General features: G+C 42.8%; 24 protein-coding genes. 14 read left to right on the top strand and 10 right to left on the bottom strand.

Features of this window, described 5'->3' with window-relative positions:
* Nucleotides 1-381: 381 nt before the first annotated feature.
* Nucleotides 382-1,125: a hypothetical protein gene (locus ACM0OS_RS07045; protein WP_414542455.1), complete on the top strand. Its 744-nt coding sequence runs from the start codon at nt 382-384 to the stop codon at nt 1,123-1,125.
* Nucleotides 1,126-1,201: 76 nt separating this feature from the next.
* Here ACM0OS_RS07045 and ACM0OS_RS07040 read toward each other — a convergent pair whose 3' ends face one another.
* From ACM0OS_RS07040 to purE, 4 genes are all read right to left on the bottom strand, one after another.
* Entirely contained in the window at nt 1,202-2,413 is a 1,212-nt protein-coding gene (locus ACM0OS_RS07040) for a 4-hydroxy-3-methylbut-2-enyl diphosphate reductase (RefSeq protein ID WP_414542454.1), read from the bottom strand.
* 97 nt (nt 2,414-2,510) lie between these two features.
* Nucleotides 2,511-3,308 carry an SGNH/GDSL hydrolase family protein gene (locus tag ACM0OS_RS07035; RefSeq protein ID WP_414542453.1) on the bottom strand — a complete coding sequence of 266 codons (798 nt, stop codon included), beginning with the start codon at nt 3,306-3,308 and terminating at the stop codon, nt 2,511-2,513.
* A gap of 188 nt (nt 3,309-3,496) precedes the next feature.
* Nucleotides 3,497-5,074, bottom strand: coding sequence for an ammonium transporter (locus tag ACM0OS_RS07030; RefSeq protein WP_414542452.1), 1,578 nt, complete (start codon nt 5,072-5,074; stop codon nt 3,497-3,499).
* 687 nt (nt 5,075-5,761) lie between these two features.
* Nucleotides 5,762-6,280 (bottom strand): 5-(carboxyamino)imidazole ribonucleotide mutase, encoded by a 519-nt coding sequence (purE, locus tag ACM0OS_RS07025; protein WP_414542451.1) that lies wholly within the window; start codon nt 6,278-6,280, stop codon nt 5,762-5,764.
* Nucleotides 6,281-6,336: 56 nt separating this feature from the next.
* On the opposite strand from purE, the gene nagA reads away from it, so the two are divergent.
* A complete protein-coding gene (gene nagA, locus ACM0OS_RS07020; protein ID WP_414542450.1) occupies nt 6,337-7,497 on the top strand; it encodes an N-acetylglucosamine-6-phosphate deacetylase in 1,161 nt (386 codons plus the stop codon).
* Here nagA and ACM0OS_RS07015 read toward each other — a convergent pair.
* Nucleotides 7,494-8,726: a DUF4336 domain-containing protein gene (locus tag ACM0OS_RS07015; RefSeq protein ID WP_414542449.1), complete on the bottom strand. Its 1,233-nt coding sequence runs from the start codon at nt 8,724-8,726 to the stop codon at nt 7,494-7,496. The two genes, nagA and ACM0OS_RS07015, sit on opposite strands and share 4 nt — an antisense overlap.
* A 75-nt stretch (nt 8,727-8,801) precedes the next feature.
* Nucleotides 8,802-9,857 (bottom strand): tRNA 2-thiouridine(34) synthase MnmA, encoded by a 1,056-nt coding sequence (gene mnmA / locus ACM0OS_RS07010; RefSeq protein ID WP_414542448.1) that lies wholly within the window; start codon nt 9,855-9,857, stop codon nt 8,802-8,804.
* 437 nt (nt 9,858-10,294) lie between these two features.
* Here mnmA and ACM0OS_RS07005 point away from each other — a divergent pair, with 437 nt between their 5' ends.
* Both ACM0OS_RS07005 and ACM0OS_RS07000 read left to right on the top strand, forming a co-directional pair.
* Nucleotides 10,295-11,014, top strand: a complete 720-nt coding sequence (locus tag ACM0OS_RS07005; RefSeq protein ID WP_414542447.1) for a hypothetical protein — start codon at nt 10,295-10,297, stop codon at nt 11,012-11,014.
* A gap of 367 nt (nt 11,015-11,381) precedes the next feature.
* Nucleotides 11,382-12,962, top strand: coding sequence for an NAD(P)H-hydrate dehydratase (locus ACM0OS_RS07000; protein ID WP_414542446.1), 1,581 nt, complete (start codon nt 11,382-11,384; stop codon nt 12,960-12,962).
* 172 nt (nt 12,963-13,134) lie between these two features.
* Here the strand turns inward: ACM0OS_RS07000 and ACM0OS_RS06995 are convergent, their stop codons facing one another.
* Nucleotides 13,135-14,643 carry an LCP family protein gene (locus ACM0OS_RS06995; RefSeq protein WP_414542445.1) on the bottom strand — a complete coding sequence of 503 codons (1,509 nt, stop codon included), beginning with the start codon at nt 14,641-14,643 and terminating at the stop codon, nt 13,135-13,137.
* 115 nt (nt 14,644-14,758) lie between these two features.
* On the opposite strand from ACM0OS_RS06995, the gene ACM0OS_RS06990 reads away from it, so the two are divergent.
* The 10 genes from ACM0OS_RS06990 to aroF all read left to right on the top strand — a co-directional run bounded on the left by ACM0OS_RS06990 (nt 14,759) and on the right by aroF (nt 23,434).
* Nucleotides 14,759-15,823 (top strand): mannose-1-phosphate guanylyltransferase, encoded by a 1,065-nt coding sequence (locus tag ACM0OS_RS06990; RefSeq protein WP_414542444.1) that lies wholly within the window; start codon nt 14,759-14,761, stop codon nt 15,821-15,823.
* A gap of 203 nt (nt 15,824-16,026) precedes the next feature.
* On the top strand, nt 16,027-17,673 hold the full coding sequence (locus ACM0OS_RS06985) for an ABC1 kinase family protein (RefSeq protein ID WP_414542443.1): 1,647 nt from the start codon (nt 16,027-16,029) through the stop codon (nt 17,671-17,673).
* 257 nt (nt 17,674-17,930) lie between these two features.
* Complete coding sequence (locus ACM0OS_RS06980; protein WP_414542442.1) at nt 17,931-18,911, top strand: ABC transporter ATP-binding protein; 981 nt, start codon at nt 17,931-17,933, stop codon at nt 18,909-18,911.
* Between the two features lie 20 nt (nt 18,912-18,931).
* Complete coding sequence (locus tag ACM0OS_RS06975; protein ID WP_414542441.1) at nt 18,932-19,720, top strand: ABC transporter permease; 789 nt, start codon at nt 18,932-18,934, stop codon at nt 19,718-19,720.
* A 13-nt stretch (nt 19,721-19,733) separates the two neighbouring features.
* Entirely contained in the window at nt 19,734-19,904 is a 171-nt protein-coding gene (locus ACM0OS_RS06970) for a hypothetical protein (protein ID WP_414542440.1), read from the top strand.
* A 56-nt stretch (nt 19,905-19,960) separates the two neighbouring features.
* On the top strand, nt 19,961-20,317 hold the full coding sequence (locus ACM0OS_RS06965; protein WP_414542439.1) for a hypothetical protein: 357 nt from the start codon (nt 19,961-19,963) through the stop codon (nt 20,315-20,317).
* 404 nt (nt 20,318-20,721) lie between these two features.
* Nucleotides 20,722-21,300, top strand: coding sequence for a signal peptidase I (gene lepB / locus ACM0OS_RS06960; protein ID WP_414542438.1), 579 nt, complete (start codon nt 20,722-20,724; stop codon nt 21,298-21,300).
* Between the two features lie 95 nt (nt 21,301-21,395).
* Nucleotides 21,396-21,665, top strand: coding sequence for a 30S ribosomal protein S15 (gene rpsO / locus ACM0OS_RS06955; protein ID WP_414542437.1), 270 nt, complete (start codon nt 21,396-21,398; stop codon nt 21,663-21,665).
* Between the two features lie 12 nt (nt 21,666-21,677).
* Entirely contained in the window at nt 21,678-22,148 is a 471-nt protein-coding gene (locus tag ACM0OS_RS06950; protein ID WP_414542436.1) for a PAM68 family protein, read from the top strand.
* 227 nt (nt 22,149-22,375) lie between these two features.
* Nucleotides 22,376-23,434, top strand: coding sequence for a 3-deoxy-7-phosphoheptulonate synthase (gene aroF / locus ACM0OS_RS06945; protein ID WP_414542435.1), 1,059 nt, complete (start codon nt 22,376-22,378; stop codon nt 23,432-23,434).
* A gap of 62 nt (nt 23,435-23,496) precedes the next feature.
* Here the strand turns inward: aroF and ACM0OS_RS06940 are convergent, their stop codons facing one another.
* The 3 genes from ACM0OS_RS06940 to ACM0OS_RS06930 form a co-directional block, all read right to left on the bottom strand.
* Nucleotides 23,497-24,384 carry a hypothetical protein gene (locus tag ACM0OS_RS06940; RefSeq protein WP_414542434.1) on the bottom strand — a complete coding sequence of 296 codons (888 nt, stop codon included), beginning with the start codon at nt 24,382-24,384 and terminating at the stop codon, nt 23,497-23,499.
* A gap of 69 nt (nt 24,385-24,453) precedes the next feature.
* The gene (locus tag ACM0OS_RS06935; protein ID WP_414542433.1) at nt 24,454-25,047 is read right to left on the bottom strand and encodes a DUF1517 domain-containing protein; all 594 of its coding nucleotides are present in this window, start codon (nt 25,045-25,047) and stop codon (nt 24,454-24,456) included.
* Nucleotides 25,048-25,096: 49 nt separating this feature from the next.
* On the bottom strand, nt 25,097-26,665 hold the full coding sequence (locus ACM0OS_RS06930; protein WP_414542432.1) for a pentapeptide repeat-containing protein: 1,569 nt from the start codon (nt 26,663-26,665) through the stop codon (nt 25,097-25,099).
* Nucleotides 26,666-26,695: the final 30 nt, after the last annotated feature.

The following is a 26,695-nucleotide window of genomic DNA, read 5'->3' as shown; positions in this document are numbered from 1 at the left end:
GGACAGGGGGACAAGGGGACAAGGGAGCAGGGGGGCTATCGCCTACAATTCCACTCGGCTTTAAACCTTATCTTTTGGTAAAAATACTCACACTTCATATTTTGTTCATCTGTTCTTTATATATGCAGTCAATCAGGGTTAATTGTAGTTCTGGAACTACCAAAGCGTATTTTTCTATTAAGTTAATCATTTAAGTAATTTGTTCATTAACTAGTACTAGTAGGTATAGTATAAATACATAGAAGGCGTAACTGCTTGACGAAGAACCGATTTATTAAAATGTTTAATAGGAAAAGCACCTAAGAACTTAGACCAAAAATTGGCCCAATGTAAAAATTGTGTTAAGGTGTCGTTTTACACATTTTTAACACTCCGGAGCTAATGATTAAAACCCAAAACTTGCCGAAGTACCTGGCGTTCTTACTCTTAACCGTAGTCTCAGGATCTGATCTAGTAATCTCTCAAGTTTTGGCCCAAAGCAGTGTACAGTCGTCTATTGGGAAAAGTGTCACCTTCACTTGCAATGATAGTGAGGCTAAAATCAAAGCTAAAAATGGGCCTAAGGTGACTTTTGGCCCCACAACTATCTACATTGGATATCAGCAAATATCATCTAAAAACCAAGACCCCCGCATCATCCGTTTCGATAATGGTTTCAAGACATGGTGTCGTAGTGATTACGAAACCACGAATGACGATAGCAGAGGTTACGGTTTGCTATGGAATGGGGGAAATGCTTTGTATGGGGTTTTTTCAACCACTGGTACCCAGAGTGGTAATGATTTTCGACGCTTTGCTAAAAATAGTTGGCTATCGGGTTATGGCAATGGTGGCGGTGCCAAAATAGCAGTTATCGCCCGTATTAATCCTGCCAATGGCAATGTTTACCAGGCCACATTTTTATCAGCTAAAAGGCCTAGTAATGGGAAAACTAACTCTTTAGAAGTGAAAAACTTATCGTGGAATGGCAGCAATTTGACTGTAAAAGGCAATGCGTGGTGGTCACCCCGTCGTCCTGATAAAAACATTATGAATTGTGCTGGTTCATCACCCTTTAAGTACACCACGGTGTTTTCTGGTGATTTAACCAAGGTAACTTCATCTTCAGCAGTTAATTGCAAATGAATTACCCCTGATTTATTCGTTAAACCAGGGGTTTTTACTGGAATCACCACCAGAGTGTGTCGGTGCTTCGGTGACTTTATTTAAGTCCTACCACCATTGTCTTTAATGCAAAAATCTTTTCCATCACATCTTCGACTACCTTATCTGGTGTAGAAGCACCGGAAGTTACTCCTACAACAATTTTGCCATCGGGTAACCAGTTTTGGGCGATCGCTAACTCTCCATTTAATTGTCGGTGTTCAATAGCAGTTGCTGATTGAATGCGTTCTACACAATCAATGTGATAAGAAGGAATTCCTCTTTCAGCCGCGATTTGTTGCAATTGAGCCGTATTCGATGAATTAAATCCACCAATCACTAGCATGAAGTCTAAATTCTGTTGCACTAACTCCAACATGGCATCTTGCCGTTCTTGGGTAGCGTCACAGATGGTATTAAAACTTTGGAAATGCTGATTTAAGTCAGTTGTGCCATACTTCTGCATCATAGTGCGCTCAAACAGCTTACCAATTTTCTCAGTTTCGCCTTTGAGCATTGTGGTTTGGTTAGCAATCCCCACTCTTTCTAAGTCTTGATCAGGATCAAATCCGGCTGAACAAGCTTTCGCAAATTTTTGCAGAAATTCCTCTCGGTTACCACCATTGAGAATATAGTCGGCGACATACTGAGCTTCTTGTAAATTCAATACAATCAGATACTTGCCAGCAAAAGAACTGGTAGCAACAGTTTCTTCGTGCTTGTATTTACCGTGAATAATGGAGGTGTAAGCAACTTTTTTGTGCTTTTCCACCGTATTCCAAACTTTAGACACCCAAGGACAAGTGGTATCGACAATTTTGCAACCTTGCTCATGGAGGATTTGCATTTCTTGAACGCTGGCACCAAAAGCCGGTAATATCACTACATCCCCAGAAGAGACTACTGCAAAATCTTTTTTCCCTGCTTCCAGAGGAATAAAGCCGATGTTCATTTCCTGCATTCGCTGATTCACAGAGGGATTGTGAATAATTTCGTTAGTAATCCAGATGCGTTCTGTGGGGAAATGTTGACGGGTTTCGTAAGCCATTGCTACAGCACGTTCCACACCCCAGCAAAAACCAAAGGCTTGAGCTAACCGGATAGTAACATCACCTCGCTGCAAAATGTAGTTGCGATCGCGGATTTCTTGAATCAAACTACTTTGATATTCAGATTGCAACTGGGTAGTGACTTCAGCTTGGTGACCAAATCCCTTACGATTGTAATTTTCTGAATGTTGGAGCGATCGTTTAAAAGCTTTTGTATCCATTGGTTTTGCAACTTAAATCACTATTTCTTATTTTCTCGCGCTCAGACGCGATTTTATGGGCAAGATAAAAATCCCCACCAAAAATTAATTATCTTCCTTATCTCCCCACTTCCATATTGCTATACATTTGTAACGCAGTCCGCCAAACCAGATAACCTGTAGGACTTAGGTGTAAACCATCTGTAGTAAATTCGCTCCGGAGATTTCCTTGTGGATTGGTAAACAAAGGATACAAATCTAAATATTTGACCCCAACTTTAGTAGCGGTGCTTTGCAGTTGTTGATTTAACTGACGAATACGACTATTAGGAATAGTCAGCAGTTTCTCTCTTCCCTCCCAAGTTGCTGACTCCGCCCCATGAGGCAAAATTGACTGAACCACGATTTGCGCCTTGGGGTGCGTCTTCCGGAGGTAAGTCATAATACGTCGCTGATTATCTAAAATGACTTGATCACTGATTCCTCTGAGCAAATCATTAATGCCAATCATCACAAAAATCACTTCTGGCTGAGTACTGTCAAATAAATTTAATCTTTTGAATAAGCCTTCGCTGGTTTCGCCGGAAATTGCTTGATTGAGCCAATTTCTGTCTTCCGGTAATAACTCAACGGGAAACCATAAAGTCAAGGAATCTCCTACTAAAATACTTAAACGCTGAGGACGTTGTTCAGTAGCAACTTTGGCTTCTTGCTGGAGAATATCTACCCACTGTTGATAGGTGAGTTGATGACGGGGGCCTAACTCTGGTGTGACAGCTTCGGGTTGTAAGATTGGTTCCGGCGCAGGTAATTTTTGGTGTTGCCAAACCAGCAGAATAACCGCCAACATGAGGATGCAGTTGGTTACTAGCAGGAATAATCCCCAGATGGGAAAGGTTTTTACAGAAGTGGACACGAATAGCAAAATATACCAATGATTTGACTCAGATTTTAAATCCTCAGAGGCAATACGTCACACTATCTGTGGAAATTAACGAGAATGGGGGGATGGGGGAGATAGGGAATACAAAAAAATTTGCATAAAAAAACCGCTACTTTCATGAAAGTGGCGGATATTTATTCACCAATTAAATCAAACAGAAATTAATATTTATCCGGTGATATTCCAGCTGAACCGTGTCCTTCAGGGAATCCTCCTGGGCTAGTTTCTTTGAGGAATCCATTGTAGGCTTCCATACCGTGTTCGCCAATATCTAAGCCTTCTAACTCTTCTTCACGAGTTACGCGGATACCTAAAGTAGCTTTGAGTATCAGCCAGAAGATGCTGCTGAGAAGAACTGTCATCCCACCTACAGCGAGAACACCGACTAGTTGAATGAATAACTGTCCCAAGCCGCCGCCGGCAAATAAACCCGCAGTTGGGCCAGCACCTTCACCATACCAAGTATAAACGCCAGGTCCAACAGACCAAAGACCAACCGCTAGAGTTCCCCAAATACCACAAACAAGGTGAACTGAGGTAGCACCTACTGGGTCATCAATGCGGATTTTGTCAAACAGTGTCACGGAGAACACTACTATGACTCCACCAATAAAGCCAATGAGTAAAGAACTAGGAATACTGACGAAGGCACAGGGGGCTGTAATTGCCACCAAGCCAGCCAATACGCCGTTGATAATCATTGACAAGTCTGGCTTACCTAAGTAAATCCAAGCTGTACCTGTAGCGCCAATGGCACCCGCAGCCGCAGCCATGTTAGTTGTCACAGCTATGTGAGCGATCGCATTGGCATCAGCAGCCATTGTGGAACCGGGGTTAAAACCAAACCAACCCAACCACAAAATCAAACAGCCCAAGGTGGCAATACTCATGTTGTGACCAGGTAAAGCCACAACTTGTCGGTCTTGGTATTTACCAATGCGTGGCCCTAAAAATGCTGCCCCCATTAATGCAGCCCAACCACCAACCGAGTGAACGACTGTGGAACCGGCAAAATCCCAGAATCCATATTCACTTAACCAACCACCACCCCAAATCCAATGTCCGGTGATGGGATAGGCAATACCTACCAGTAGGAGACTAAAGATTAAAAAGTCAACAAATTTGATTCTTTCAGCAACCGCACCAGAAACAATTGTGGCCGCAGTTCCCGCAAAAGCTAATTGAAATAAAAACTTAGCAGCTAAAGGTACACCAGCCCAATTCAGAGAACTGAATACACCTTGATAAGCATCGCCTGTGACCGGGCTGTTATCTGCTCCTCCCAAGAAAAACCCCGATGTTCCCAAGAAGTCATTGCCATCACCAAACATGATGCCAAAGCCAATTGCCCAAAAGGCAATACTTGCCAGCGCAAATACAATCAAGTTTTTTGATAGTACATTGACGGCATTTTTTTGGCGACAGAAGCCGGTTTCTAACATACCAAAACCAGCATTCATAAAGAATACTAAAAAGGCGGCGATCGCTACCCACAGAGTATCCAGTGCAACTTGGAGTTCGGCTGTTGTTGGCCCTGCATCTGGCGTTTGGGCAACTGCTACATAACCCCAACCCAAAACAATTAAACAAGCTAAGGGTAAACAAGCTTGCCAACTGGGTGAAAGCCCTTTAATTACTGCTAGATTAAATCCCGGAAATTTTGAGTTGGATTGTATACTTCTAGCGTAGTTTCTGGCAGACAGACGCCTACTTTTAATTTTCGATTTCTGTTTGTACATAAGTTTGAAAAATCATCCTCCAGCCTTGAATAGAAGAAACAAGTTCAGCCGAAAAAACTAACGCCCGAAGTTAAACACAGTGGTTGTCGATATTGCTCGTTGAGACTACTGGTTTGCAAAGCAAACATTCACATAACCCAAGTAGGAGTTTAGGCAACTATTGGTACATTTGTAAACATTTTTTGATGATATTCTTAAGAAATTATTATCATTTTCTTAAACAGTCAAGCCTCCTTCACTTAATCTTTAATGTAGAAATAATGATGTGTTGGGGAGAAGAATGCCCAAAATAGTCAATTTTTACGTAAAAATCGCATTAAGCAGTGGCAAATACTACCGCAAGTTTACTGCTCTAAACTTTATAAAAATTGAGCGTAACTACGGTGCTTCCCTTTACTCACATGGGTAAAGTTGCAAACAAATTTGAATGATTTTCTATATTACTCAACCAAAAATTCTGTATCATTAGATACTTTTTATTTATTTTGACGATTCTATTGACATTAATGTATTTAGAGCAAGAAACTGTATCCTTTACAGTGTCAGTATTTTCTGACTTAAGAATATCAAAGTCAAGAAGATTATTAAATTTTTATAAAAAAGATAAATAAATTGTTACTACCCAGTCATTTTTCATTTCATTTGCTGCTAGATGAATGGGAAGTAGGGAGTGGGGAAGAAAAATTTTTATAGTTCTTGTTGTAAATATTTCTCATAGCCCAACTGTTCTAGTTTGGCTTGCTTTGCTGTTACCGAGTCGCATAAAATTTGGCGATATTGTTGTACCCTTGCCAGTAATTCTGGTTGCTGAGTAGCGATAATTTGCACTGCTAACAGTCCAGCATTCTTGGCGTTACCTATGGCCACTGTAGCGACTGGAATACCCCCAGGCATTTGGACAATGGAATATAAAGAATCAACACCTTGTAAATTTCGGGTAGCTATGGGAACGCCAATCACAGGCAGTGGAGTTAAAGATGCTACCATTCCTGGGAGATGGGCTGCACCACCGGCCCCGGCAATAATTACCTTTATACCGCGTTGGTGGGCTTGTTGGGCATATTCCACCATGCGTTCTGGCGTGCGATGGGCGGAAACGATCGCCACTTCATGTTCTATACTAAATTCTTTACAAACTGCGATCGCATCTTTCATTGTGGGCAAATCGGAATCGCTGCCCATGATAATACCGATAAGAGGAGCCATATTAATTTTAAATTTGAGGTGAATAGCCGTCAGATTTCTAATTCTCTAACTAATGTATGACCAAAGCAACACAAAACCCCGTAGATATTATCAATGCGCGAGTACCTGGTTATCAAGATTTGCAGCAACTCTCAGTCAACCATGAGGGAATAATTGAGCAAATTTTGCCTATGAGTCAGTTATCCCCAGGCTGTGACTCTTTACTAGATGTTGCTGGTGACTGGATTTCTTTGGGTGGTGTCGATTTGCAGATTAACGGCGCCTTAGGATTAGCGTTTCCCGATTTGCGAGACGATAACGCGTATCTACTTGCAAAAATATCGCAATTTTTATGGGATGTCGGTGTAGATGGATTTCTCCCCACCATAGTTACCACCTCAGTAGAAAATATACAGCGATCGCTTGCTGTAATTGCTGATATTCTCCCCACTCAAAAAGTAGGTGCCAAGATTCTCGGGGTACATTTAGAAGGGCCGTTTTTGAATTATGGCAAGCGCGGCGCCCACCCAGCAGAGTATTTGCTACCCCTGACAATTGGCGAAGTAAAAAGAGTTTTGGGTGATTATGCCCACATTGTCAAAGTTATCACCTTAGCACCAGAGTTAGATCCCACTGGCACAGTCATTCCATATTTGCGTTCCTTGGGCATCACCGTGAGTTTAGGGCATTCTCAGGCAACAGCAGCCCAAGCTCAACGTGCTTTTGAACTGGGTGCAACAATGGTAACTCACGCTTTCAACGCCATGCCACCATTACATCACCGCGAACCAGGACTATTGGGTGCAGCCATTACCTATCCTCATGTCATGTGTGGTTTTATTGCCGATGGTGAACACGTTACACCCACCATGCTGCAAATTCTACTGCGCGCCAGCAATCAAGCTCAAGGGCTGTTCCTTGTCAGTGATGCCCTTGCACCTCTGGGGTTACCCGATGGGGTATATCCTTGGGATAGTCGAGAAATTGAAGTTATCAACGGCACTGCACGATTAGCCGATGGTACTTTATCCGGGACAACTTTATCCTTATTGGTGGGAGTACAAAATTTGGTGAAGTGGGGGATTTGTGAGGTAGAAACTGCCATAAATTTAGCTACTAATGCACCCAGACAAGCGATTAATTTACCAGGGATTATTTCTAGTCCATCGGCCAATTTATTACGCTGGCATTGGGATGAAGATAGTCAAAAATTAACTTGGCAAAGATTATTTAACTAAACTTTTTCCTTTGGCGGTGGTACGATACCAAACTTTTTTAAATTATCATCAATTGACCTGAGCAATTTAAAATCTTCGTCTGGTAAAGGATAAGTATCACTACTGAATAAACCTGCATTTATCATGGGATACTGTTCTAAAAAAGAGAATGCTTGACGAAACTGATGCGGTTCAGCTTTAATCGGAGCGCTAAAATGACAAGGAATTATCCACTGAAAATCCCAACTCGCCACATAATTAGCCCAATCAATGGTTTCTTGGGGTGCGCGGTTGAGAATCAGTGTTTGTAAAATCGGGGCGACAAATAAACGACCATCTCCTTGCAGAATTTTAAAAGAACGCTCCCAATCTGATTGCCATTTAAAGGGAAATAACCCAAAATAAGCTTGTTTTGAGCGGTTGGAGGTTTTAATAGCATTGCCAAGTACTTGAGTTAAGCCCACTACCTCTAGCACACTGGGGCGAAAGTACAAAGCAAATAACACAATTCGTTGCCATCCCTGACGTCGATTTGCCTGATTATCTGTAATCATGTCAGTCGCCTTGTCTTTGGCATGAAATAGTAGAGGATAGGGATCTAATTGGACGATGGCAGGTGGATCTTCCGGTACAGAAATGACTGAATCTGTGACTAATAAAGTGTGCGATCGCTTGTGAAAAAAAGCAACTTCCGCAAACCTTCCAGGCCCCAACTCAATGGGCCCCAATATCGCATAATCAAACTCATCAGCAAATGGTGTTTGACTACTGTCTTGTGGTAAAACTTGAGTCCGTTTACTAGGTAAACCCAGCCAACTCAGAGGCAAATTTACTGGAAAACTCCACTGATGAGGTGCAACAAACACCTGTGCATGGGGAAAGCGTCTCGCAAAGGGGCCAACAAAAACCTTATGTTCCAATCCAGAGACAGTTGGCAAAATAATGTATTTAACATCGCCGTATTCTACAACTAACTCTTTTAGCAGCCTCAGACATTCTAGAGTTGGCGCTACAGGTGCATATACCAATAAACCACCATCATCTAGCCTGACTACAGTCATGCGAATTGGCACAACAACATAAAAAATACCCTGCAACTGGTCAAACGTCCAGATAGTGTCTTTCACCACCTCTTTACGGATAGTCCGCCGCTGGCCATAAGGGTAGATTGGCAAGGTAAACCAGAAAGACCATGAAAAGTCCCGCTGATCAATCTTGTCTATATTGCCGGTATATTCATCATGAGTCACTCTGCGACCCCTCTTTACTGACGCTGCTCGAAGTTGGAGTTTAACAAACTATGGAGCCAACAACCTCTGTTTGTATTAAAAATTTAGTTCAATAATTCCACCACCCAAGACTTTATCACCGTCGTACCATACAGCGGCTTGTCCGGGGGTGATGCTGAATTGGGGTTCATCAAATACCAAACGCACGCAAGAGTTTTCTAGAGGAATCACCGTTACTGGTTCGGGTTGGGAACGATAACGAATTTGCACTTTTGCTCGAATGGGAGTAGCGGGTTCAGCAATGGAAACCCAATTTACCCGATTTACAGTGCATTCTGGCTGGGTTACTTTGGTGCGATCGCCTACTACTACTTTATTATTTACTGCATCTAATTCCACAACATACAGCGGTTCGGCTGCGGCTATTCCCAAGCCTTTACGCTGTCCAATGGTGTAGTGATGGACACCATCATGTTTGCCCAAAACTTTACCTGTGGTATCCACAATCTCGCCTTCTTTGGGAGCCACATATTTATCTAGAAATGCCCGCATGGAACCGTTGCTTTCCACTAAGCACAGGTCTTGACTTTCTGGCTTATCGGCAGTTTTTAATCCGTATTCAGCGGCGATGCGGCGAGTGTCGGCTTTTTGGATTTCCCCCAGAGGAAATACTGTGGCTGCCAATAAATCTTGTGATAAATCATACAAGAAGTAAGATTGGTCTTTGTTACGGTCAACCGCCCTTAATAACTGGTAACGTCCAGTAGCGTCATCATAATTAATTTGAGCATAATGACCTGTAGCAATGCGATCGCATCCTAATTGTTCACGGGCATATTGCACCATTGGCCCAAACTTCACTGTTTTATTGCACTGCGAACAAGGCAGAGGTGTAATCCCGGCGCTGTAACCAGTTACCAAGTAATCAACAATATGGGTTTGAAAGACTTCTCGAATATCCACCACTTCATGGGGAACACCCAATTGTTCACAGATATCTGCCGCGTCGATCATGCCTTCAGAGCAACACTGGCCCTTGCCTTTCATCAGCCAAAGGGTCAAACCAATTACTTCATAACCCTGATGGTTCAGGATGGCGGCGGCTGTAGAACTGTCAACACCACCAGAAAGACCAACGACAACTTTTTTCATATCCTTTATTGCTAACTATTGGCTACTATACGTAAGCATAAAAACCTGTTTTTAACAGCCTGATGACCAAATTTTAACTCTAATTTTTATTTGTAGATTCTATGCAATCAAGAAAACATTATTAGTTATTTTATGGTTTAGTTTGGCCAACTATCTCAAACTGGAGGCCGATATATACACAACAACAGCTTTGGTCTGTCCGATTGTAGCACAAATATCTGTAAAGCCTTGCTGTTCAAAGACATTGGCGATGAAGGTTTCTCAGTTCTGTGTTTTTGTATGAGCCTAATTTCAGCCAGTTAATGAGTAAAGCCAAATTTTTTTGATGTGCTTATTGCCACTTAGGCATACTAAATTCTAAGCTAACAATATATAGTCAAGACCACAGTGCATTTATTAATTGCTGAAAGAAATTATCTAGGAATTTCGTTACTACTATGTACAGTCAAATACCAGGTAAATTGCTCACCTTGCCAATGATTCCGTTGTTCTTGGGAAGTTGTTTGGCGCTGATACCCCACAGTAGTCAGGCACAAAATCGTCCATCGCCACTGCCCAAGGTCGAACCCATGCAATCAGTGGAATTTTATCAGTATGAGCAAAACTTTCAGCCTTACCAACCGATACAGTCTAACCAGTATAGCCAGACTTTTCAGCGCTATTTAGTGGTTGTTGATAGTACTAATTCCCAAGTACTCCAACGAGTACGTCTGATTGAACCAGAAGCTTATATCCGTCAGTACCAAGGAGGTTCTGTAATTCAGTCAGGAATTTTTAGTCAATTAGCTAATGCTCAAAATCGAGTCAGAGAACTCCAGTCATACGGTATCAACAATGCCCGAATTGTCAATTTTACTGATGGACGAGAAATATCCTCTACTGGTTTTGCCACTCCTGGACAGCCAACCCAAAGTAGCCCTCCCAGACAAGAATCTGCTTACTATGCCGTGATTCCGGTGGTTACGGGAGATGTCTTTTTAATGGCAGACAATATTAGACGCACAAGTGGACAGTATAACTTTGTACAGGCAAGACAACAACCACTGGGGCCACACGTTGCTGTAGGGCCTTTTCCCACAAGGGCAGATGCAGAAAGATGGAATCAATATCTGCGAGAGTTAGGTTACGGTAACTCCAGGGTTTACTACGGCAGATAATGAGTGAAAAAGCAGGGGGCAGGGGGCAGGGAGCAGCTCACAAGTGTAGGTTTTTTATTTGGGTATGAGTAGGCACTCTCAAACAGAGCGATAAACGTGGTTCAAATAACGAAATTTCGTTCTTGGTTGGGAAATCAGAAACTAAAATTTGAGTTGTTAACCAACTTAAAAACTCCATTTCAGGCACGTTTGTAAAATACCTACACCTGTCAGGGCAGGGAGCAGGGGGCAGGGGAGAAAAACCACCCACAATTCCACTCGGCTTTAAACCTTATCTTTTGGTAAAGAGGTAAAAGTAAAGAGTGGAGTAGTTAATTCCCCATTTAAAATTCCCAACTCAGTACTCAACAGGTAGGACTCAAGGCTGATGCAAGATAGGCAAGAACAAATTTCACAAGTTGTGGTGACTGCCGCGCAAATGCGGGATATTGAAGAACGTATCTTTGCCGCCGGAATGCCTGTAGCAGCTTTGATGGAAAAGGTGGCAGGATTAATTGCCCATCGTGTTCAGGAAGTGGCGGGATCTCGTGTGGGGATTTTAGTTGGCCCTGGTCATAATGGGGGGGATGCTTTGGTTGTCGCCCGTGAATTGTACTTTCGCGGGTATGGGGTGTGGATATATTCTCCTTTTTCTCAGTTTAAGGAATTAACTTCGCAGCATTTACAATATGCCCAGTGTTTAGGTATCCCGTATTATCAAGAAATTTCGCAATTGCCAGATTGTGATTTTTTAATTGATGGGTTGTTCGGATTTGGTTTAGAAAGACCAATTACTGATGCCATAGCCTCGGCAATTAATCAATTCAATACTTGGCATCAGCCAATTGTGAGTATCGATATCCCTTCAGGTATCCACACTGATACAGGTGAAGTTTTGGGAACAGCCATTCGCGCTACTCACACGTTTTGCTTAGGTTTATGGAAGTTAGCTTTCTTTGAAGATGCCGCTTTAGAATATATCGGCAAAGCTGAATTAATTGATTTTGATATTCCCTTGGCTGATGTGCAAGCTGTATTAGGAGATGCACCCAAAATTAAACGCATTACCCCAGCAACAGCACTTGCTACTTTACCTTTACCTCGTCCATCGGTCACGCATAAATATAAAGAAGGTCATTTATTACTGATTTGTGGTTCCCGGCGCTATGCGGGTGGGGCAATTTTAACTGCTTTGGGTGCGCGCGCCAGCGGTGTGGGAATGCTTTCAATTGCTGTGCCAGAATCTTTAAAACATCTTTTGGTGTCGCATTTACCAGAAGCATTAATTGTGGGTTGTCCGGAGACAGAATCAGGTGCGATCGCTCATTTGCAATTGCCAGAAAACACTGATTTGAGTTCCTTTAGTGCGATCGCCTGTGGCCCTGGTTTAACTCTAGATGCTACGCCCATTGTCCAAGAGGTGATTGCGAGCGATCGCTCTTTAGTCCTCGATGCTGATGGATTAAATATCTTGGCACAAATGGGCGCAATTCCCACATTACAAAGGCGTGCAGCGCCAACAGTCATAACGCCCCACACTGGTGAATTTCAGCGCTTGTTTCCCAATATTGCCAATCCCCAAAAAAACAGAATCAAAGCAGTACAAGCAGCAGCAGTACAAAGTGGGGCTGTAGTGTTGTTAAAAGGGGCAAGAACAGCTATAGCCAACTCCCAAGGTACAATTTGGATTAATCCTGAAAGTACCCCGGCTTTGGCGCGTGGTGGTAGTGGTGATGTCTTGGCGGGGTTAATGGGAGGATTATTAGCTCAAGCAGCAACCAAGGAAATTCCTCTAGAAGATATTGTCGCCACAGCGGCTTGGTGGCACTCCCAATCGGCGATTTTAGCAGCCCAAGAACGCACAGAACTAGGTGTAGATGCGTTTACCTTGACACAATATCTGATGAAAATTATCAGTAATTTACCTGCTATACTCGTCCCCCCGTTTTTATCAGAAAAATGGGTTTAAAACTCCGTCGTTCTAAGACGCTTCCCTGAATATACAAGTTTGGGTTAAGTACAGCGAAACCCAACACCCAAAGACCTTGGGATTGTTGGGTTTCACTACGTTCTACCGAACCTACATTTATTTTTCTCTCTCCAGAGTGATAGAAAAGGGCTAATGACTAATGACCAAATTACTATTTCCAATCTTTACCAATACGGATAGTCAAATCAGATTCTAAATCCCCAGTTGCCGATACATCAATGTGACCCAAGCCGATGATTTCATTCAGCTCAAGTCCTGTGCCTCGGTTACCTTTCTGGACAATAATTTGAGTTTGACGTTGAGTATCGGGCCAATCAGACACCGCGTAAACGTTTGTAAAGCCTTTCTGTTTGAGATAGCTAATAACTTTTGCTGTTAGCTGGGGTTGATTGGAAGCATTTTGAATAGCAATTCTGCGGTTATGTACTGGGCGTAAATCTGGCTTGAGACCAGGTACATCTACCCCAACGTAATTATTCAATAGACTTTGTTGTCCATTCAGATTCAACCAATAACTATTAGGGTCTTGGCTAAATCGGCTGAACGTACCCGGTAAAATGGTCATTTGGAAATTATCCCGTTCCAAGTTCACGGAATAATTAGCTAAAGCCATCATTTCTTCTAGCTTGAGATTTGTATCAAAATACTTTCGCATTAAGCGGGTTAATTGCGGTAGTCTGGGTAAGACCGTAGGACTATTGAGGCGTTGAAGCAAAGCGGTAATTAACGCTTGTTGTCGCTGCACTCTAGGTAGATCCCCTAGTCCTGGTTCGCGGAATCGGGCAAATTGCTCTGCCTGTTCACCGTCGAGAGTTTGCCAACCACTGACCAAATTAATTGATAACTGATTACTAGTATCTCGATATTCCATATTTTGGGGTACAAATACATCTACCCCACCCAATTGATCGACTAACTGCCTTAATCCACTAGTAGAAATACGGATATAACGATGTATAGGAGCATTATTTAAAGTCCGGCTGACTACCCGTGCTGCTAAGACTGGGCCGCCTTGAGCATTGGCATCAGATACCTTAGTTAATCCCTGTTCTGGGATAGCGATCATTGTATCTCTGGGAATAGAAAGCACCCGCATAGATTTATTACTAGGGTCAAGCCGGACAAGCAACATAGTATCGCTAGTACCTGCAAAACTTTCTGGTGAGCCATCAACAGTACCTTTGACCGGATCAACCCCCATAATTAAGATGTTCATCGGTCGAGAGAGTTTATACTGAGAGATTTTGCTCCACAACTCTCCAGGTAAGGGGACTTTCTGCTCATCTCTACCAGAAAAACCTAATTCTTCATCTGTTTTATCTAGATTGCTCCACAAAGGAGTCCACAAAGCCAAAGTAGATACCAACAACCCAGATAACACGATCCCCACAACTACTGTCAGTGTCCACAGTAGCCACCGAGGCATAGTCAAGCCTAATCTCTCGTAAAGCTCATTGGGAATTGCACTTACAGACTCGGCAACACTACGGGAAATATTTCCTGGCTGATGAGGAACTATCTCTAGTTCTGATGGGGATGGCTGTTGCAGCGTTAGCTCATTTTCTGCCCATTGTATTTGTTGCGGTCTTTCCTCCAGTTCTAATTCTGGTACTTGTTGCGGTGTGACCTGATTTTCTGACCATTGAAACTGTTTAATCACAATTATCTCCCCACTTAACCACTCCCGAAAGGTATGTTAATCGAAGCCACAAATCTTGCCAGGGGAAAAGCTCACTGTACACTTATAGTGTTCCGACCTAAGTGTGTATGACAACATGAGTAGTTCATTGTTCCCAGTAATTCTTGCCGGTGGCAAAGGTGAGCGTTTTTGGCCCCTGAGTCGCAAAGACAGACCCAAACAATTTTTAAGCCTTGATGGTAGCTCTAGAAGTCTATTACAAGCAACTGCCGATCGACTGTTAACAATCTCCAGCTCTTGGGATAACTTGTGGGTGATTACTTCTAGTCAGATAGCTGAAGGTGTAAGACAACAACTACCTGAACTGCCATCTCAGAATTTATTAATTGAGTCACAGGGTAGGGACACAGCCGCCGCCGTCGCCTGGACAAGTTTGGAAATTCAAAAGCGTTACGGAGAAGACGCTATTATTGGCTTTTTTCCCTCTGACCATTGGATAGCTGATCAAAAAGCATTTGTCAATACTTTAAGTGCTGCTACCCAGTTAGCGGCAAGCACCGAAGCGATTGTCACTTTGGGGATCAAGCCTACTTTCCCATCGACTGGTTACGGCTACATTGAACAAGGCGAAAAGATTGGTAGCTTTAATGATTTGCCAGCCTATCACGTCAACCGCTTTACTGAAAAGCCCAACCGTGAAACGGCAGAAACTTTTTTATCTACGGGACGTTTTAGCTGGAATAGCGGTATGTTCGTGTTTCGGGCAGGAGTTGTTCTCAAGGAACTATATACCCATGCACCAGAAATCATTGAACCGTTAGCACAACAAGGTCCTGATATATATCCTCAATTGCCTAAACAGAGTATAGACTATGCACTCATGGAAAAGACAAATTTAGCATATGTCTTGCCAGTAGAATTTGGGTGGGATGATTTAGGAGATTGGAATGCGCTGGAACGCTTACTGAAAAAAGCCGAGAATCCCAATGTGGAACTTGCTACCCACGTGGGATTGGATACCCACGGAGCTATTGTTTATGCTTCTAATCCTGAAGATGTAGTTGTTACTATTGGTTTAGAGGATGTGGTGATTGTGCGCGATCGCAACGTCACCCTCATTGTCAACAAAGAACGGACTCAAGAAATCAAGCAGATTCTCAAAACCCTCGCCGACGATCCCCGATTTACTGAACTGTTGTAGTTGTTAAGCTGTAAAAGTTAAAACCCTTGGCAGAGACTGAATAGCCCGTTTTCATATTATAACTTGAATGTCGGTTTTAGGGACTGGGGACTAGGGACTAGGGACTAGGGGAAAAAATACATTCTTCTCCATCTCCCCCATATCCCCCTCCTCCCCACTTCTCCATCCACCTCTCCACCTCTCCACCTCGCCACCTCCCCACAATGTTCCTCACCCAAACTGTCCCCCGTCAAAGAGAAATTATCGAAGTAGTCCTCCGTAATGGCTGGGATTATATGCGAAGGTTACTGACTGGCGGTAAAGCAGATGAACCTCAGCTACCCACACCTGCGGTATTAAAAAACATTCTTGTGGATTTGGGGCCAGTTTATGTCAAACTTGGTCAGTTACTATCTACTCGTCCAGACTTACTGAATGCTGCCTACATTGAGGAACTTTCTACCCTACAAGACGAAGTACCACCAGTTCCTTGGGTAGAAGTAGAAATAGTTATCCGCAAGCAACTTAAACGTCCTCTGGAAGAAACATTCAGTACAGTTAATCCTGTAGCAGTAGCTGCGGGATCAATTGCCCAGACTCATCGAGCTACATTAATCGATGGTCGAGAAGTAGCGCTGAAGGTGCAACGTCCGGGAATTGATATCACAGTTGCTCAAGATATCGCTTTAATTCAAGGTATTGCTGATTTAGTAGCACGTACCGATTTTGGGCAAACCTACGAAATCAAATCTGTCGCTGAAGAATTCACCAAAGCTTTAGAAGCCGAGTTAGATTTTACGCGGGAAGCTGGTTATACAGACGAACTGCGACGGAATTTATCCCGTAGTCGTTGGTTTGATCCCAAACAAATTGTGGTAGCAGAAATTGTCTGGGAATTGACCACAGAAAAGTTAATGGTGATGGAGTGGTTAGATGGTGTACCTCTGCTGTCAGCAGATTTGACGAGTGAGCAAAACGGTAATAGTTCTGATCCCGACCGCAAAGCCATTACCACTTTGCTATTTCGAGCTTTTTTTCAGCAACTATACATTGATGGCTTCTTTCATGCTGATCCCCATCCTGGAAATTTATTTTATCTTGTCGATGGGCGCATTGCAATCTTAGATTGCGGAATGGTGGGTAGACTTGATCCCCGCACTCAGCAGATATTAACAGAAATGTTGTTGGCGATTATTGATTTAGATGCGGGGCGATGCGCTCAGTTAACTTTGCAATTAGCAGATTCTCCTCAACCGGTGATTTTGGCAAGGTTAGAAAGCGATTACGATCGCATGTTGCGGAAGTATCATAATGTCAGCTTGACAGAAATCAATTTTAGTCAAGTAATTTATGAAATTTTGCAAGTTGCCCGTAACAATAAAATTCGCCTACCTAGCAACATGGGCTTATATGCCAAAACCCTGGCTAACCTAGAAGGAGTGGCCCAATCATTTTACCCAGAGGTGAACTTATTTGATGAAATCAAGCCATTAATTACAGACTTATTTCGGCGGCAATTACTAGGGGATAATCCCATACCCTCGTTGTTAAGAACAGCCCTAGATATTAAAAGTCTCTCATTACAATCTCCCCGGCAAATTGAACGGTTATTAGATCGAGTCACATCCGAAACCTTACAGTGGAATCTTTCACTCCGGGGTTTAGATGGTGTACGGCGGACTATGGATGATGCTGCCAACCGCTTATCTTTTAGTATTTTGGTGGGTTCCTTAATTATGGGAGCAGCCATTATTTCCACCAAAGCCCAAACAACTCAACTATCTTTCTTAAGTAGTGTTCTCTTTGCTGCTGCCAGTTTATTAGGATTGTGGTTAATTATTAGTATCTTGCGATCGGGACGTTTAAGGTAGAAGGTAGGGAGTGGGGAGTAGGGAGTGAGAAAAAATGCCAAATTACCTTTCTTTTTCTTTGTACCTTAGCGTCTTTGCGCGGCAGTCGCTTATGGGGGAAACCCCCAAGACCGCGCTGCCTTGCCTTTGCGTGACAAAATTCATATTCTCAATCAACAACGCCAACAAGCCCATATCTTAATAACTAGAACTCCAGATAAACTCAGACAAATCATCAGTGTGCATCAGTTTTCCTCTGTGGTGAAAATACCAAATCTATGTCAATCATTACTGTTGAAAACCTGAGTAAATTTTATCCGGTAGCTGTCAAAGAACCGGGTATCAAAGGAACATTCACCCACTTTTTTCACCGCACCTACCGTTCAATTAAAGCAGTTCAAAATGTTTCTTTTGAAATTGCGCCTGGTGAAGTGGTGGGTTTTTTGGGGCCTAATGGTGCAGGTAAAACCACCACGCTCAAAATGCTCACAGGATTGATTCATCCTTCCGACGGTACAGTTAAAGTTGCGGGACATGTGCCGTTTCTTCGCCGAGAGGCATTTTTGCAAAAAATCACCTTGGTGATGGGACAAAAACAGCAATTACTCTGGGATTTACCCGCACTCGATTCTTTGAGAATCAACGCTGCTGTTTACAACATCTCTGATAAAGAATTTCAAAAACGAGTGGGGGAATTAACAGAGATGCTGACTCTAGAAGGTAAACTTACCCAACCAGTGCGAAAGTTGTCTTTGGGCGAACGGATGAAAGCAGAACTGTTAGCAGCGCTGTTGCACCGTCCTCATGTATTGTTTCTAGATGAACCCACACTAGGACTTGATGTAAATGCTCAGGTGGCAGTGCGTGATTTTCTCCGTGAGTATAATCAACGTTACCAAGCTACCGTATTATTAACTAGCCATTACATGGCTGATATTACTGCCTTATGTGAGCGAGTGTTGTTAATTCACCAAGGCAAACTCATGTATGACGGCAGTTTAAATGGATTACTAGAACAATTTGCACCTTACAGAGAAATCCATGTAGAGTTAGCCGAGCCGCTACCAAAAGAAAAACTCATGTCTTATGGTGATGTACAACTATTAGAAGGGCGTGCAGTGAGTTTTATGGTACCGAGAGAATCGCTTACTCGGACAGTATCCAAGATGTTGGCAGATTTGGAGGTGATTGATTTAACAGTGACTGAGCCGCCTGTGGAAGAAGTAATTGGCAGAGTTTTTCAGGCGGGAGTTGTTTAATTCGTAATTCGTAATTTTCAATGAAAAAAACTATTAGGAAAATTTTGACTTTTCTGTCTGTTTATTATGCCCATATGGTGGAGTATCGGGCAGAATTGATTTTGTGGGTTTTGGCTGGGGCTTTGCCAATTATCTTGATGGGTGTTTGGATACAAGCGGCGGAAGATGGGCAGTTTGGTTTGACTCCTGTAGATTTTGCTCGTTACTTTCTCACGGTTTTTGTTGTCAGGCAAATTAGTGTTGTCTGGGTAATTTGGGAGTTTGAAAAGGAAGTAGTAGAGGGTAAGTTGTCATCCCGGTTATTACAACCCATAGATCCAGTGTGGCACCATGTGGCATCTCATTTGTCGGAAAGAGTTGCTCGCATACCGTTTGCATTTTTACTAGTTGGGTTGTTTTTTTTACTTTATCCCCAGGCTTTTTGGTTGCCGAGTTTGAGGCAATTCTTATTGTTTGGGTTGGCAGTTGTGCTAGCTTTTATCTTACGGTTTACAATTCAGTACACCTTTGCGCTGTTTGCTTTTTGGACAGAACGAGCTAGCGCTTTAGAAAACTTCTGGATGTTATTTTATTTGTTTTTGTCTGGGTTAATTGCACCTTTAGATGTTTTTCCTGAACAGGTGCGAACAGTTGTCATGTTTACGCCTTTTCCTTATTTGATTGATTTCCCGGCGAGTCTTTTGGTGGGTTTACCTGTGGATGTCGGGCGGGGATTTTTATCAATCATGGGTTGGATATTATTATTTTTGGGTGCAAATCGTCTGCTGTGGCGTGCAGGATTGAAACGGTATTCGGGTATGGGAGCGTGAGGAGAATGGGGGGATGGGGAAAATCAAGTTAAATGATAGCTTCAAATCACGTCCAGCCAAGGTTTCCACCACAAGCGATCGCATTAATCATCAATTACAGGAACTTGCCATGATCTTAATCGATCAAACAGATGAGATGGTACAACTGGTTGGTATTCCTGATGGATCTTTACTTGAACCGTAAGATTTAATCGGATAATCTAAACATTCAGGATTGTTTTAAAAGGAAACCTAATTTAAATGAACAAAAAAACTATACTTAGTTTGCTTTCGACCCCTATGCTAGTTAGTTCGATTCTTTCTATGGGAGTCATGGCTAATCAAGCACAGGCGGCTGAACCAGAAGTAGACAATACAGACAAACTATCCTGTATACGCAATAAACATGTAGTGGGATTAGTATGTGCTAGGGCTTCAGTATTGGCGCAAATTCCTGAATATGAACCGGATGTAGAGTTTTCTACTCAAAAAGAAGTTCCCCTACTAGCGTTTAATGTTGAAGAAAGTGATATGGCAGTTGATTTATTTCAATGTGACTGTCCAGCCTGTATAAATTCTTTGCGTCAGATGCGTGGTATTGCACCTCTAGTCTATTAAGACGCAAACATTCATTGCATTCATTATTGGGCGTGATTTATGAAATGCATTCCACGCCCTTTTTTTTAAGTTTAGGACTTACGCACTCGCTACGAAAATCAAGGCTTTGAGATTGCTTCCCTACGGTCGCAATGACGAAAATACGTGGTTGCTTCCGTAAGTCCTGGGATATTATGTAAATCATTTATTAATTAAATCTCTTCTGTTCAAAATCCGTTGCTTTGCATTCTCTTTTATCAATATCTGACTTAATATTCAGTCCTCGATTATTGACTGTTATCTCAACTCCGTATTGACCAGTAGCCATGTTGATGGCAGCGTCAGTCCTAATAGAGTTTTGCGTCTATCGCGTAAAGTGATAATCAAGGTATTCGTCCCACTTGTTAAACTGGCTGAAAATTTATATGAACCCTGACGAAAGTGATGCAAAACAAGCGGCTACGTCATCGAAAGCATGGAGTAGTTGGCAAGAAAATCTCACTCTCATTGCGATCGCCTTATGTTTGGCACTCCTGATTAGGACTTTTATTGCCGAACCCCGGTACATCCCATCAGACTCTATGCTACCTACATTACACACAGGCGATCGCCTGGTAGTAGAAAAAGTCTCTTACCGTTTTCACCCTCCTATATCTGGGGATATTATCGTTTTTCAGCCACCTGAAGAATTACAAAAACGGGGATATCCTTCAGACCAAGCTTTTATTAAGCGGGTAATTGGTGTCCCTGGAAAAATCCTCAAGGTGACTAACGGTAAAGTTTACCTCGACGGTGAACCCTTAATAGAAGACTACATCGCTGAACCACCCAATCAGCCATTCCCACCAGTACAAGTCCCCGAAGACAAGTTTTTTGTCATGGGAGACAACCGTAACGATAGTAACGATTCTCGCTACTGGGGCTTTTTACCAAGACAAAATATCATCGGTCGGGCAACGTTTCGTTTTTGGCCCCCCGATCGCATTGGCTTTATCGAAAACTAAACCCCTACACCTGTCAGCCACTCCCTACTCCCCATCCCTGTGATATCATGGGAGACTGCTGCATACATTTATAAAAACTAGAAAGTGAATCGATCATGGCTCTGACGCAACAGCGCAAACAAGAAATAATGTCGAACTACCAAGTTCACGAAACCGATACTGGGTCTGCCGAAGTTCAAGTTGCTATGCTGACCGAGCGCATTAGCCGCCTCAGCTTACACCTCCAGTCCAACAAAAAAGACCATTCTTCTCGGCGTGGATTGTTGAAGATGATTGGTCAGCGCAAGCGTCTTCTCGCCTACATTCAAGCAGGTAGCCGAGAAAAGTACCAAGCTTTGATTGCTCGTCTTGGTATTCGTGGATAGGAACAACTGCTTATGTCTGCTGAAGAATCTGAACGCAGTCGCTTACCCTTTGAACCGAAAAAAAAGCGCCAAAAACCTGCCAAAGCGACCAATAATCCCCCAGTACAGCCAAAAGTAATTGAAAAACCAGCTAGTAAGCAGCCACCCTTCAAAAAAGAAGAGATGGCAATTCCCGAAGTAGTCAGTCAACGGATGATTCGGCGGGTGGCTGGATTTTGTGGTATACCCACAGCTTTGGGTATTACTAGCTTAGTGGTCAGCTATTTACTAGCCACCTATTCTGATATCAAACTGCCTCCCATTGCCGTGTTACTGGTAAATATGGGATTCTTTGGTATAGGAGTTTTGGGAATCACTTATGGGGTTCTCTCTGCCTCTTGGGATGAAGAAAGACCTGGAAGTTTCATTGGTTTAGGTGAATTTGGCACAAATTGGGGTCGCATGGTGGAAGTGTGGCGCGAAACTCGGCAAAAGAACGTATGATGTTCGGCGCTCAGATATCAGACAACTGTGTTATTGGGTAAATTTTCAAGTAAATGTTGAAGTTGACATTTGATAACTTCAACATTGCTAAATAAAAAATTATAAATTTGATTAAACCCTATATGCAGTTGCCAAGTCACTGAGCGCTATATCTGGGAAAATCAGCAAAATTTTCAACTTAATTAAATAAATTCACTTAATTCCCGAAATAATTAGGAAACTTAAATATGATTATAGTCATGAAAAGTGGTTCCCCAGAAGCGGAAATTAACCGCATTAATGAGGAACTAATTACTTGGGGACTGACACCAGAAAAAATTATTGGTCAACACAAAGTTGTCATTGGTTTAGTAGGTGAAACCGCCAGCTTAGACCCCTTACAAGTCCAGGAAGTCAGCCCTTGGATTGAGCAAGTTTTACGAGTAGAGTTGCCCTACAAACGGGCTAGCCGTCAGTTCCGTCATGGAGAAGCTTCAGAGGTAGTAATTAATACTCCTGATGGCAATGTCACCATTGGGGAAAATCACCCCTTGGTAGTTGTAGCAGGCCCTTGCTCCGTAGAAAATGAAGAAATGATCATTGAAACGGCGCAGCGTGTCAAGGCAGCAGGCGCTAAGTTTTTGCGTGGTGGTGCATACAAACCCCGGACTTCTCCTTATGCCTTTCAAGGACATGGTGAAAGTGCTTTAGATTTGTTAGCAAAGGCCAGAGAAGCTAGCGGATTAGGTATTATTACTGAAGTCATGGATGCAGCCGAACTGGACATCATCGCTGAAGTGGCCGATGTGATTCAGGTGGGAGCGAGAAATATGCAAAACTTCTCCCTGCTAAAAAAAGTAGGCGCACAGCCCAAACCAGTGCTATTAAAGCGGGGAATGGCCGCCACCATTGAAGATTGGTTAATGGCAGCCGAGTATATTTTGGCAGCGGGTAATTCCAATGTGATTTTGTGTGAGCGGGGTATTCGCACTTTTGATCGCCAACACACCCGTAATACTTTGGATTTATCAGTAGTGCCAGTATTGCGTAAGTTAACTCACCTACCCATCATGATTGATCCTAGTCATGGCACAGGCTGGTCAGAATTTGTCCCCTCGATGGCAATGGCGGCGATCGCAGCTGGAACTGATTCTCTGATGATTGAGGTTCACCCCAACCCCACTAAAGCCTTATCTGATGGGCCACAATCCCTAACACCAGAGCGTTTTGATTACTTAATGCAAGAATTAGCCGTGATTGGTAAAGCGGTGGGACGTTGGCCACAACCAGTAGTAGCTCTGACTTAACTGAAATATTGCGTAAAAATTAGGAGTCAGCAAGTGAAATATACTGCTGACTCCTAACTTGATTAACGTCTTCTACCGCCACCGGAACCAAACGAACGACTACCACCTGTAGAACGTCTAGTACCAAAACTGCTACTACCAGATCTAGGTCTAGTGGAACCGGATCTGTTATTATTTCTGAGATTACTGGCACCCACACCGGAACCAGATGAACGATTACCTGTAGTGGGACGAGGTGTAGTCCTGACAGTGGATGTATTAGGTGCTGACCTTCTCACGTTACCTGTAGTGCGGAAAGTTGTACGATTGCGCTCAACTGCTGGTGGTGCATTGTAACGAGTGCGATAGCTACTAACTGCTTGATTGTAGGTACTACCATAGCCGCCATAACCAGTTAGCACTCCTCCCGGCTGATAAGCCGGTGGTACATAGTATTGGGGTCTAAATAACATATTACCGATGGCTTGACCTGCGATGTTACCAGCCACAGCACCAGCAAAAGGCGCCCAAAAGTTACTTTCTCGTCTTACTACCACCGTTTGTTGTTGTCCCGTTTGGGGATTGGTTTGTGTTTCGGTGACGTTGTGGATATACTCGATTTTAAAGTCTTCTGTCATGTATAAAGCCGGCTGTCCGTTTTCGACCTTCAAAGAAGTTTTCTTTCCTTCCTTGATTTCTTCATCGGTTAGCCGTGCCATTTGCAAATTATCGGTTTGAAATGTAGGGGGAGTACTGTTGAGTAAAAACAGTGTATATTCTCCAGTACCATCATCAAAGGTGGCTTGCTGTACTTGATACTGACCATCACTTAATTTTGTGGCTGTAGAGGTACTGTTAACATTCCTAGTTGGCGCGGTAGCTTGGTTAGAACCACCACAAGCAACAGTTGTTAAGCACAAACTCAAAGCTAAAAAAACAACTGTAAATTTTCGTAATACTTTCATGAGCATTTGATTATGTCCTTCCTTCGAGCTTAACAAGTCTCAATCAAGGTAGTAATGTAGAGACTACCCAACAAGTTATAGAGGAATCAACTCTGGGTAGTATTGCAATAGCTGATCGTTAGTCAGTTCATCACCTAACTGTGCGGGTGAAAAATGAAACTGAATGGCGCGGAATTGGTCTTTGTAATGCAAATTGATTAAGGCTTTCAAAGCATCCTTGAGTGCGGGAATATTGGATAAATCGGTTTCCAAATCAGGAACTTCTCCTTCATAGGCTACAGTAATCATGACAATGACGTTACGGGTTACAGGTAGAGAAAAAGACTGATCTCCACCAGCAGGCGCATTTAAATCATATTCAGCACCGTAGCGTTCGGCAGAGTCACTAAATAAGTCATTGACAAAATCCCCCGCATCCCCTTCATCCCAAAATACTTCACCTTCATTGGCAGCAGAAAGCCAAGACTCATCATATCGCAACAGAGTTTCGCAAATTTCTACTAATCCTTCTCCCAAAACCTTCAAGTCACCGTCCGCATCAATGGCTTCGCGGGCGCTACTATTTAATACTCCGAGAATTGGTGCGACATCAGACCCGGCTAAGTGCAAAAACAAGCGACAAACCACATAGCGAGTCCGTCCCATCATTTTATTAAAGCGATCGCGCATTTGCTTTCTCCCAAATTTTGTTGCTTATTACTAATACCATTACCTGTCTTTAATATTGACTGATATAGTGGAAGCTTTTGAGGAAATCCACCACCATATTTAACGCTGGTGGTGTAGATATAGTAATTTCACTGCTCATGCTAGTTGAAAATGTTACATTACCATCAGCAGGATGAATAAATTTTTTACCAAAATTAGGGTGATCATAGATAATTAAAGTCTGAGCGCTGGAATTAGTTAATATAGTCTGGGTTGGGGTTCTACAGAAATTTAATTTTCCAGCTAATTCCAAATTTCGTTTCATTTGTCTAATTTTCTCAACCTGACTCATAGCTTGCTGGATGAGCATTGTTAATTCCATTACTCTATCAGGTGCTTTTAATCCCAGAGAAAATATATCCTCTGTCGCCATCATTTCCATGACTGTATAAATATTTTTATGGGTATTAATAGCATCTAGAAACGGCAAAATTGCCATACAAGCTGTAGGGAATAAGGCTTCATCGCTGTCTAATCGAAAAGTCAAGACAGTGCGACGACGGCCAATTTCCATGCTGGGGGGTTGTTTCAATCCCCGATATTCCTGAGCAATTTGGTAATAAGCCGCAGCTAAGGCAAAATTAGCTTCATGTTCTAGGGCTGTATCAACCATGATCTGGATTGTCGGCGCAGTTTCATTAAAAAATTCCCGTGGATCTGTCGCATCAAATTTTTGGATAATCGAGCGATCGCCATTGGGACTAAGATCAACCCATTCACAGGTAATACCTTCGGTTTTTAAATTAAATCGGGATGTGGAATACAGTTTTGCTCCAGTGAGAGTAGCACCAGATAAGTCTGCACCTATCCATTCGGCTTTAATTAAAGTAGCTTGAGTTAAATTAGTATGTATTAAACTTGCATTGGTTAAATTGGCATTACTCAAGTCTGCACCCATTAAGTTAGCTCCACTCAGTTTAGCGCCACTTAAATCAGCCCAACGAAGATTCGCACCTTGTAAATCAGCCCAACGGAGATTTGCACCACTTAAATCTGCACCGCTGAGGTTAGCATGACGCAAGTCGGCTTGCTTGAGTTCAGCATCACGCACATTGGCTCCACTCAGATCAGCACGACTTAAATCGGCGGCGTTTAAATTAGCCATTTCCAAGTTAGCGCCCACCAAAGAACAGCCTTTCAAACTAGCTTCACTGAAGTTGGCGTGACGCAGATTGGCTTGTCGCAGTGTAGCTTCTCGCAAATCAGCACTATTCAAGTTAGCTTCAAACAAGTCAGCCCGACTGAGATCAGCCCGAATTAACTCAGCCCGGACTAGGGATGCGCCCCGTAATTGAGCGCGACTGAGATCGGCACGAATTAAATTAGCAACATTGAGACTAGAATTATTCAGATTAGCGCTGTCCAAATTTGCGCCACTCAATCTGGCCACATTGAGCTTGACATGACTCAAGTTAGCAGCACTGAGGTTCGCGCCACTCAAGTTAACTATGCTTAAATCTGCCGAACTGAAATTTACACCACTGAGTTTGACACCACTCAAGTTGGCTTCCACAAGCTCAACACCACTAAAGTCAATAATTCCTGTGGCGTATTTTTCTAGCAATTCCTCTACAGTCATGAATGCTACCCCTCAAACACCAACATGAAT

Origin of the sequence: Nostoc sp. CCY0012, assembly GCF_963920855.1 — a bacterium.
Lineage (GTDB): Bacteria > Cyanobacteriota > Cyanobacteriia > Cyanobacteriales > Nostocaceae > Cyanocohniella.
The sequence above is the reverse complement of the archived record's forward strand: the minus strand, read 5'-3'. Positions and strand labels throughout refer to the sequence as shown.

Bases quoted from the DNA above. Each gene is read 5' to 3' on its own strand.
- ACM0OS_RS07045 (WP_414542455.1), top strand. From the start codon at position 382: ATGATTAAAACCCAAAACTTGCCGAAGTACCTGGCGTTCTTACTCTTA.
- ACM0OS_RS07040 (WP_414542454.1), bottom strand. From the start codon at position 2,413: ATGGATACAAAAGCTTTTAAACGATCGCTCCAACATTCAGAAAATTAC.
- ACM0OS_RS07030 (WP_414542452.1), bottom strand. From the start codon at position 5,074: ATGTACAAACAGAAATCGAAAATTAAAAGTAGGCGTCTGTCTGCCAGA.
- purE (WP_414542451.1), bottom strand. From the start codon at position 6,280: ATGGCTCCTCTTATCGGTATTATCATGGGCAGCGATTCCGATTTGCCC.
- nagA (WP_414542450.1), top strand. From the start codon at position 6,337: ATGACCAAAGCAACACAAAACCCCGTAGATATTATCAATGCGCGAGTA.
- mnmA (WP_414542448.1), bottom strand. From the start codon at position 9,857: ATGAAAAAAGTTGTCGTTGGTCTTTCTGGTGGTGTTGACAGTTCTACA.
- ACM0OS_RS07005 (WP_414542447.1), top strand. From the start codon at position 10,295: ATGTACAGTCAAATACCAGGTAAATTGCTCACCTTGCCAATGATTCCG.
- ACM0OS_RS07000 (WP_414542446.1), top strand. From the start codon at position 11,382: ATGCAAGATAGGCAAGAACAAATTTCACAAGTTGTGGTGACTGCCGCG.
- ACM0OS_RS06990 (WP_414542444.1), top strand. From the start codon at position 14,759: ATGAGTAGTTCATTGTTCCCAGTAATTCTTGCCGGTGGCAAAGGTGAG.
- ACM0OS_RS06985 (WP_414542443.1), top strand. From the start codon at position 16,027: ATGTTCCTCACCCAAACTGTCCCCCGTCAAAGAGAAATTATCGAAGTA.
- ACM0OS_RS06980 (WP_414542442.1), top strand. From the start codon at position 17,931: ATGTCAATCATTACTGTTGAAAACCTGAGTAAATTTTATCCGGTAGCT.
- ACM0OS_RS06975 (WP_414542441.1), top strand. From the start codon at position 18,932: ATGAAAAAAACTATTAGGAAAATTTTGACTTTTCTGTCTGTTTATTAT.
- ACM0OS_RS06970 (WP_414542440.1), top strand. From the start codon at position 19,734: ATGGGGAAAATCAAGTTAAATGATAGCTTCAAATCACGTCCAGCCAAG.
- ACM0OS_RS06965 (WP_414542439.1), top strand. From the start codon at position 19,961: ATGAACAAAAAAACTATACTTAGTTTGCTTTCGACCCCTATGCTAGTT.
- lepB (WP_414542438.1), top strand. From the start codon at position 20,722: ATGAACCCTGACGAAAGTGATGCAAAACAAGCGGCTACGTCATCGAAA.
- rpsO (WP_414542437.1), top strand. From the start codon at position 21,396: ATGGCTCTGACGCAACAGCGCAAACAAGAAATAATGTCGAACTACCAA.
- ACM0OS_RS06950 (WP_414542436.1), top strand. From the start codon at position 21,678: ATGTCTGCTGAAGAATCTGAACGCAGTCGCTTACCCTTTGAACCGAAA.
- aroF (WP_414542435.1), top strand. From the start codon at position 22,376: ATGATTATAGTCATGAAAAGTGGTTCCCCAGAAGCGGAAATTAACCGC.
- ACM0OS_RS06940 (WP_414542434.1), bottom strand. From the start codon at position 24,384: ATGCTCATGAAAGTATTACGAAAATTTACAGTTGTTTTTTTAGCTTTG.
- ACM0OS_RS06935 (WP_414542433.1), bottom strand. From the start codon at position 25,047: ATGCGCGATCGCTTTAATAAAATGATGGGACGGACTCGCTATGTGGTT.
- ACM0OS_RS06930 (WP_414542432.1), bottom strand. From the start codon at position 26,665: ATGACTGTAGAGGAATTGCTAGAAAAATACGCCACAGGAATTATTGAC.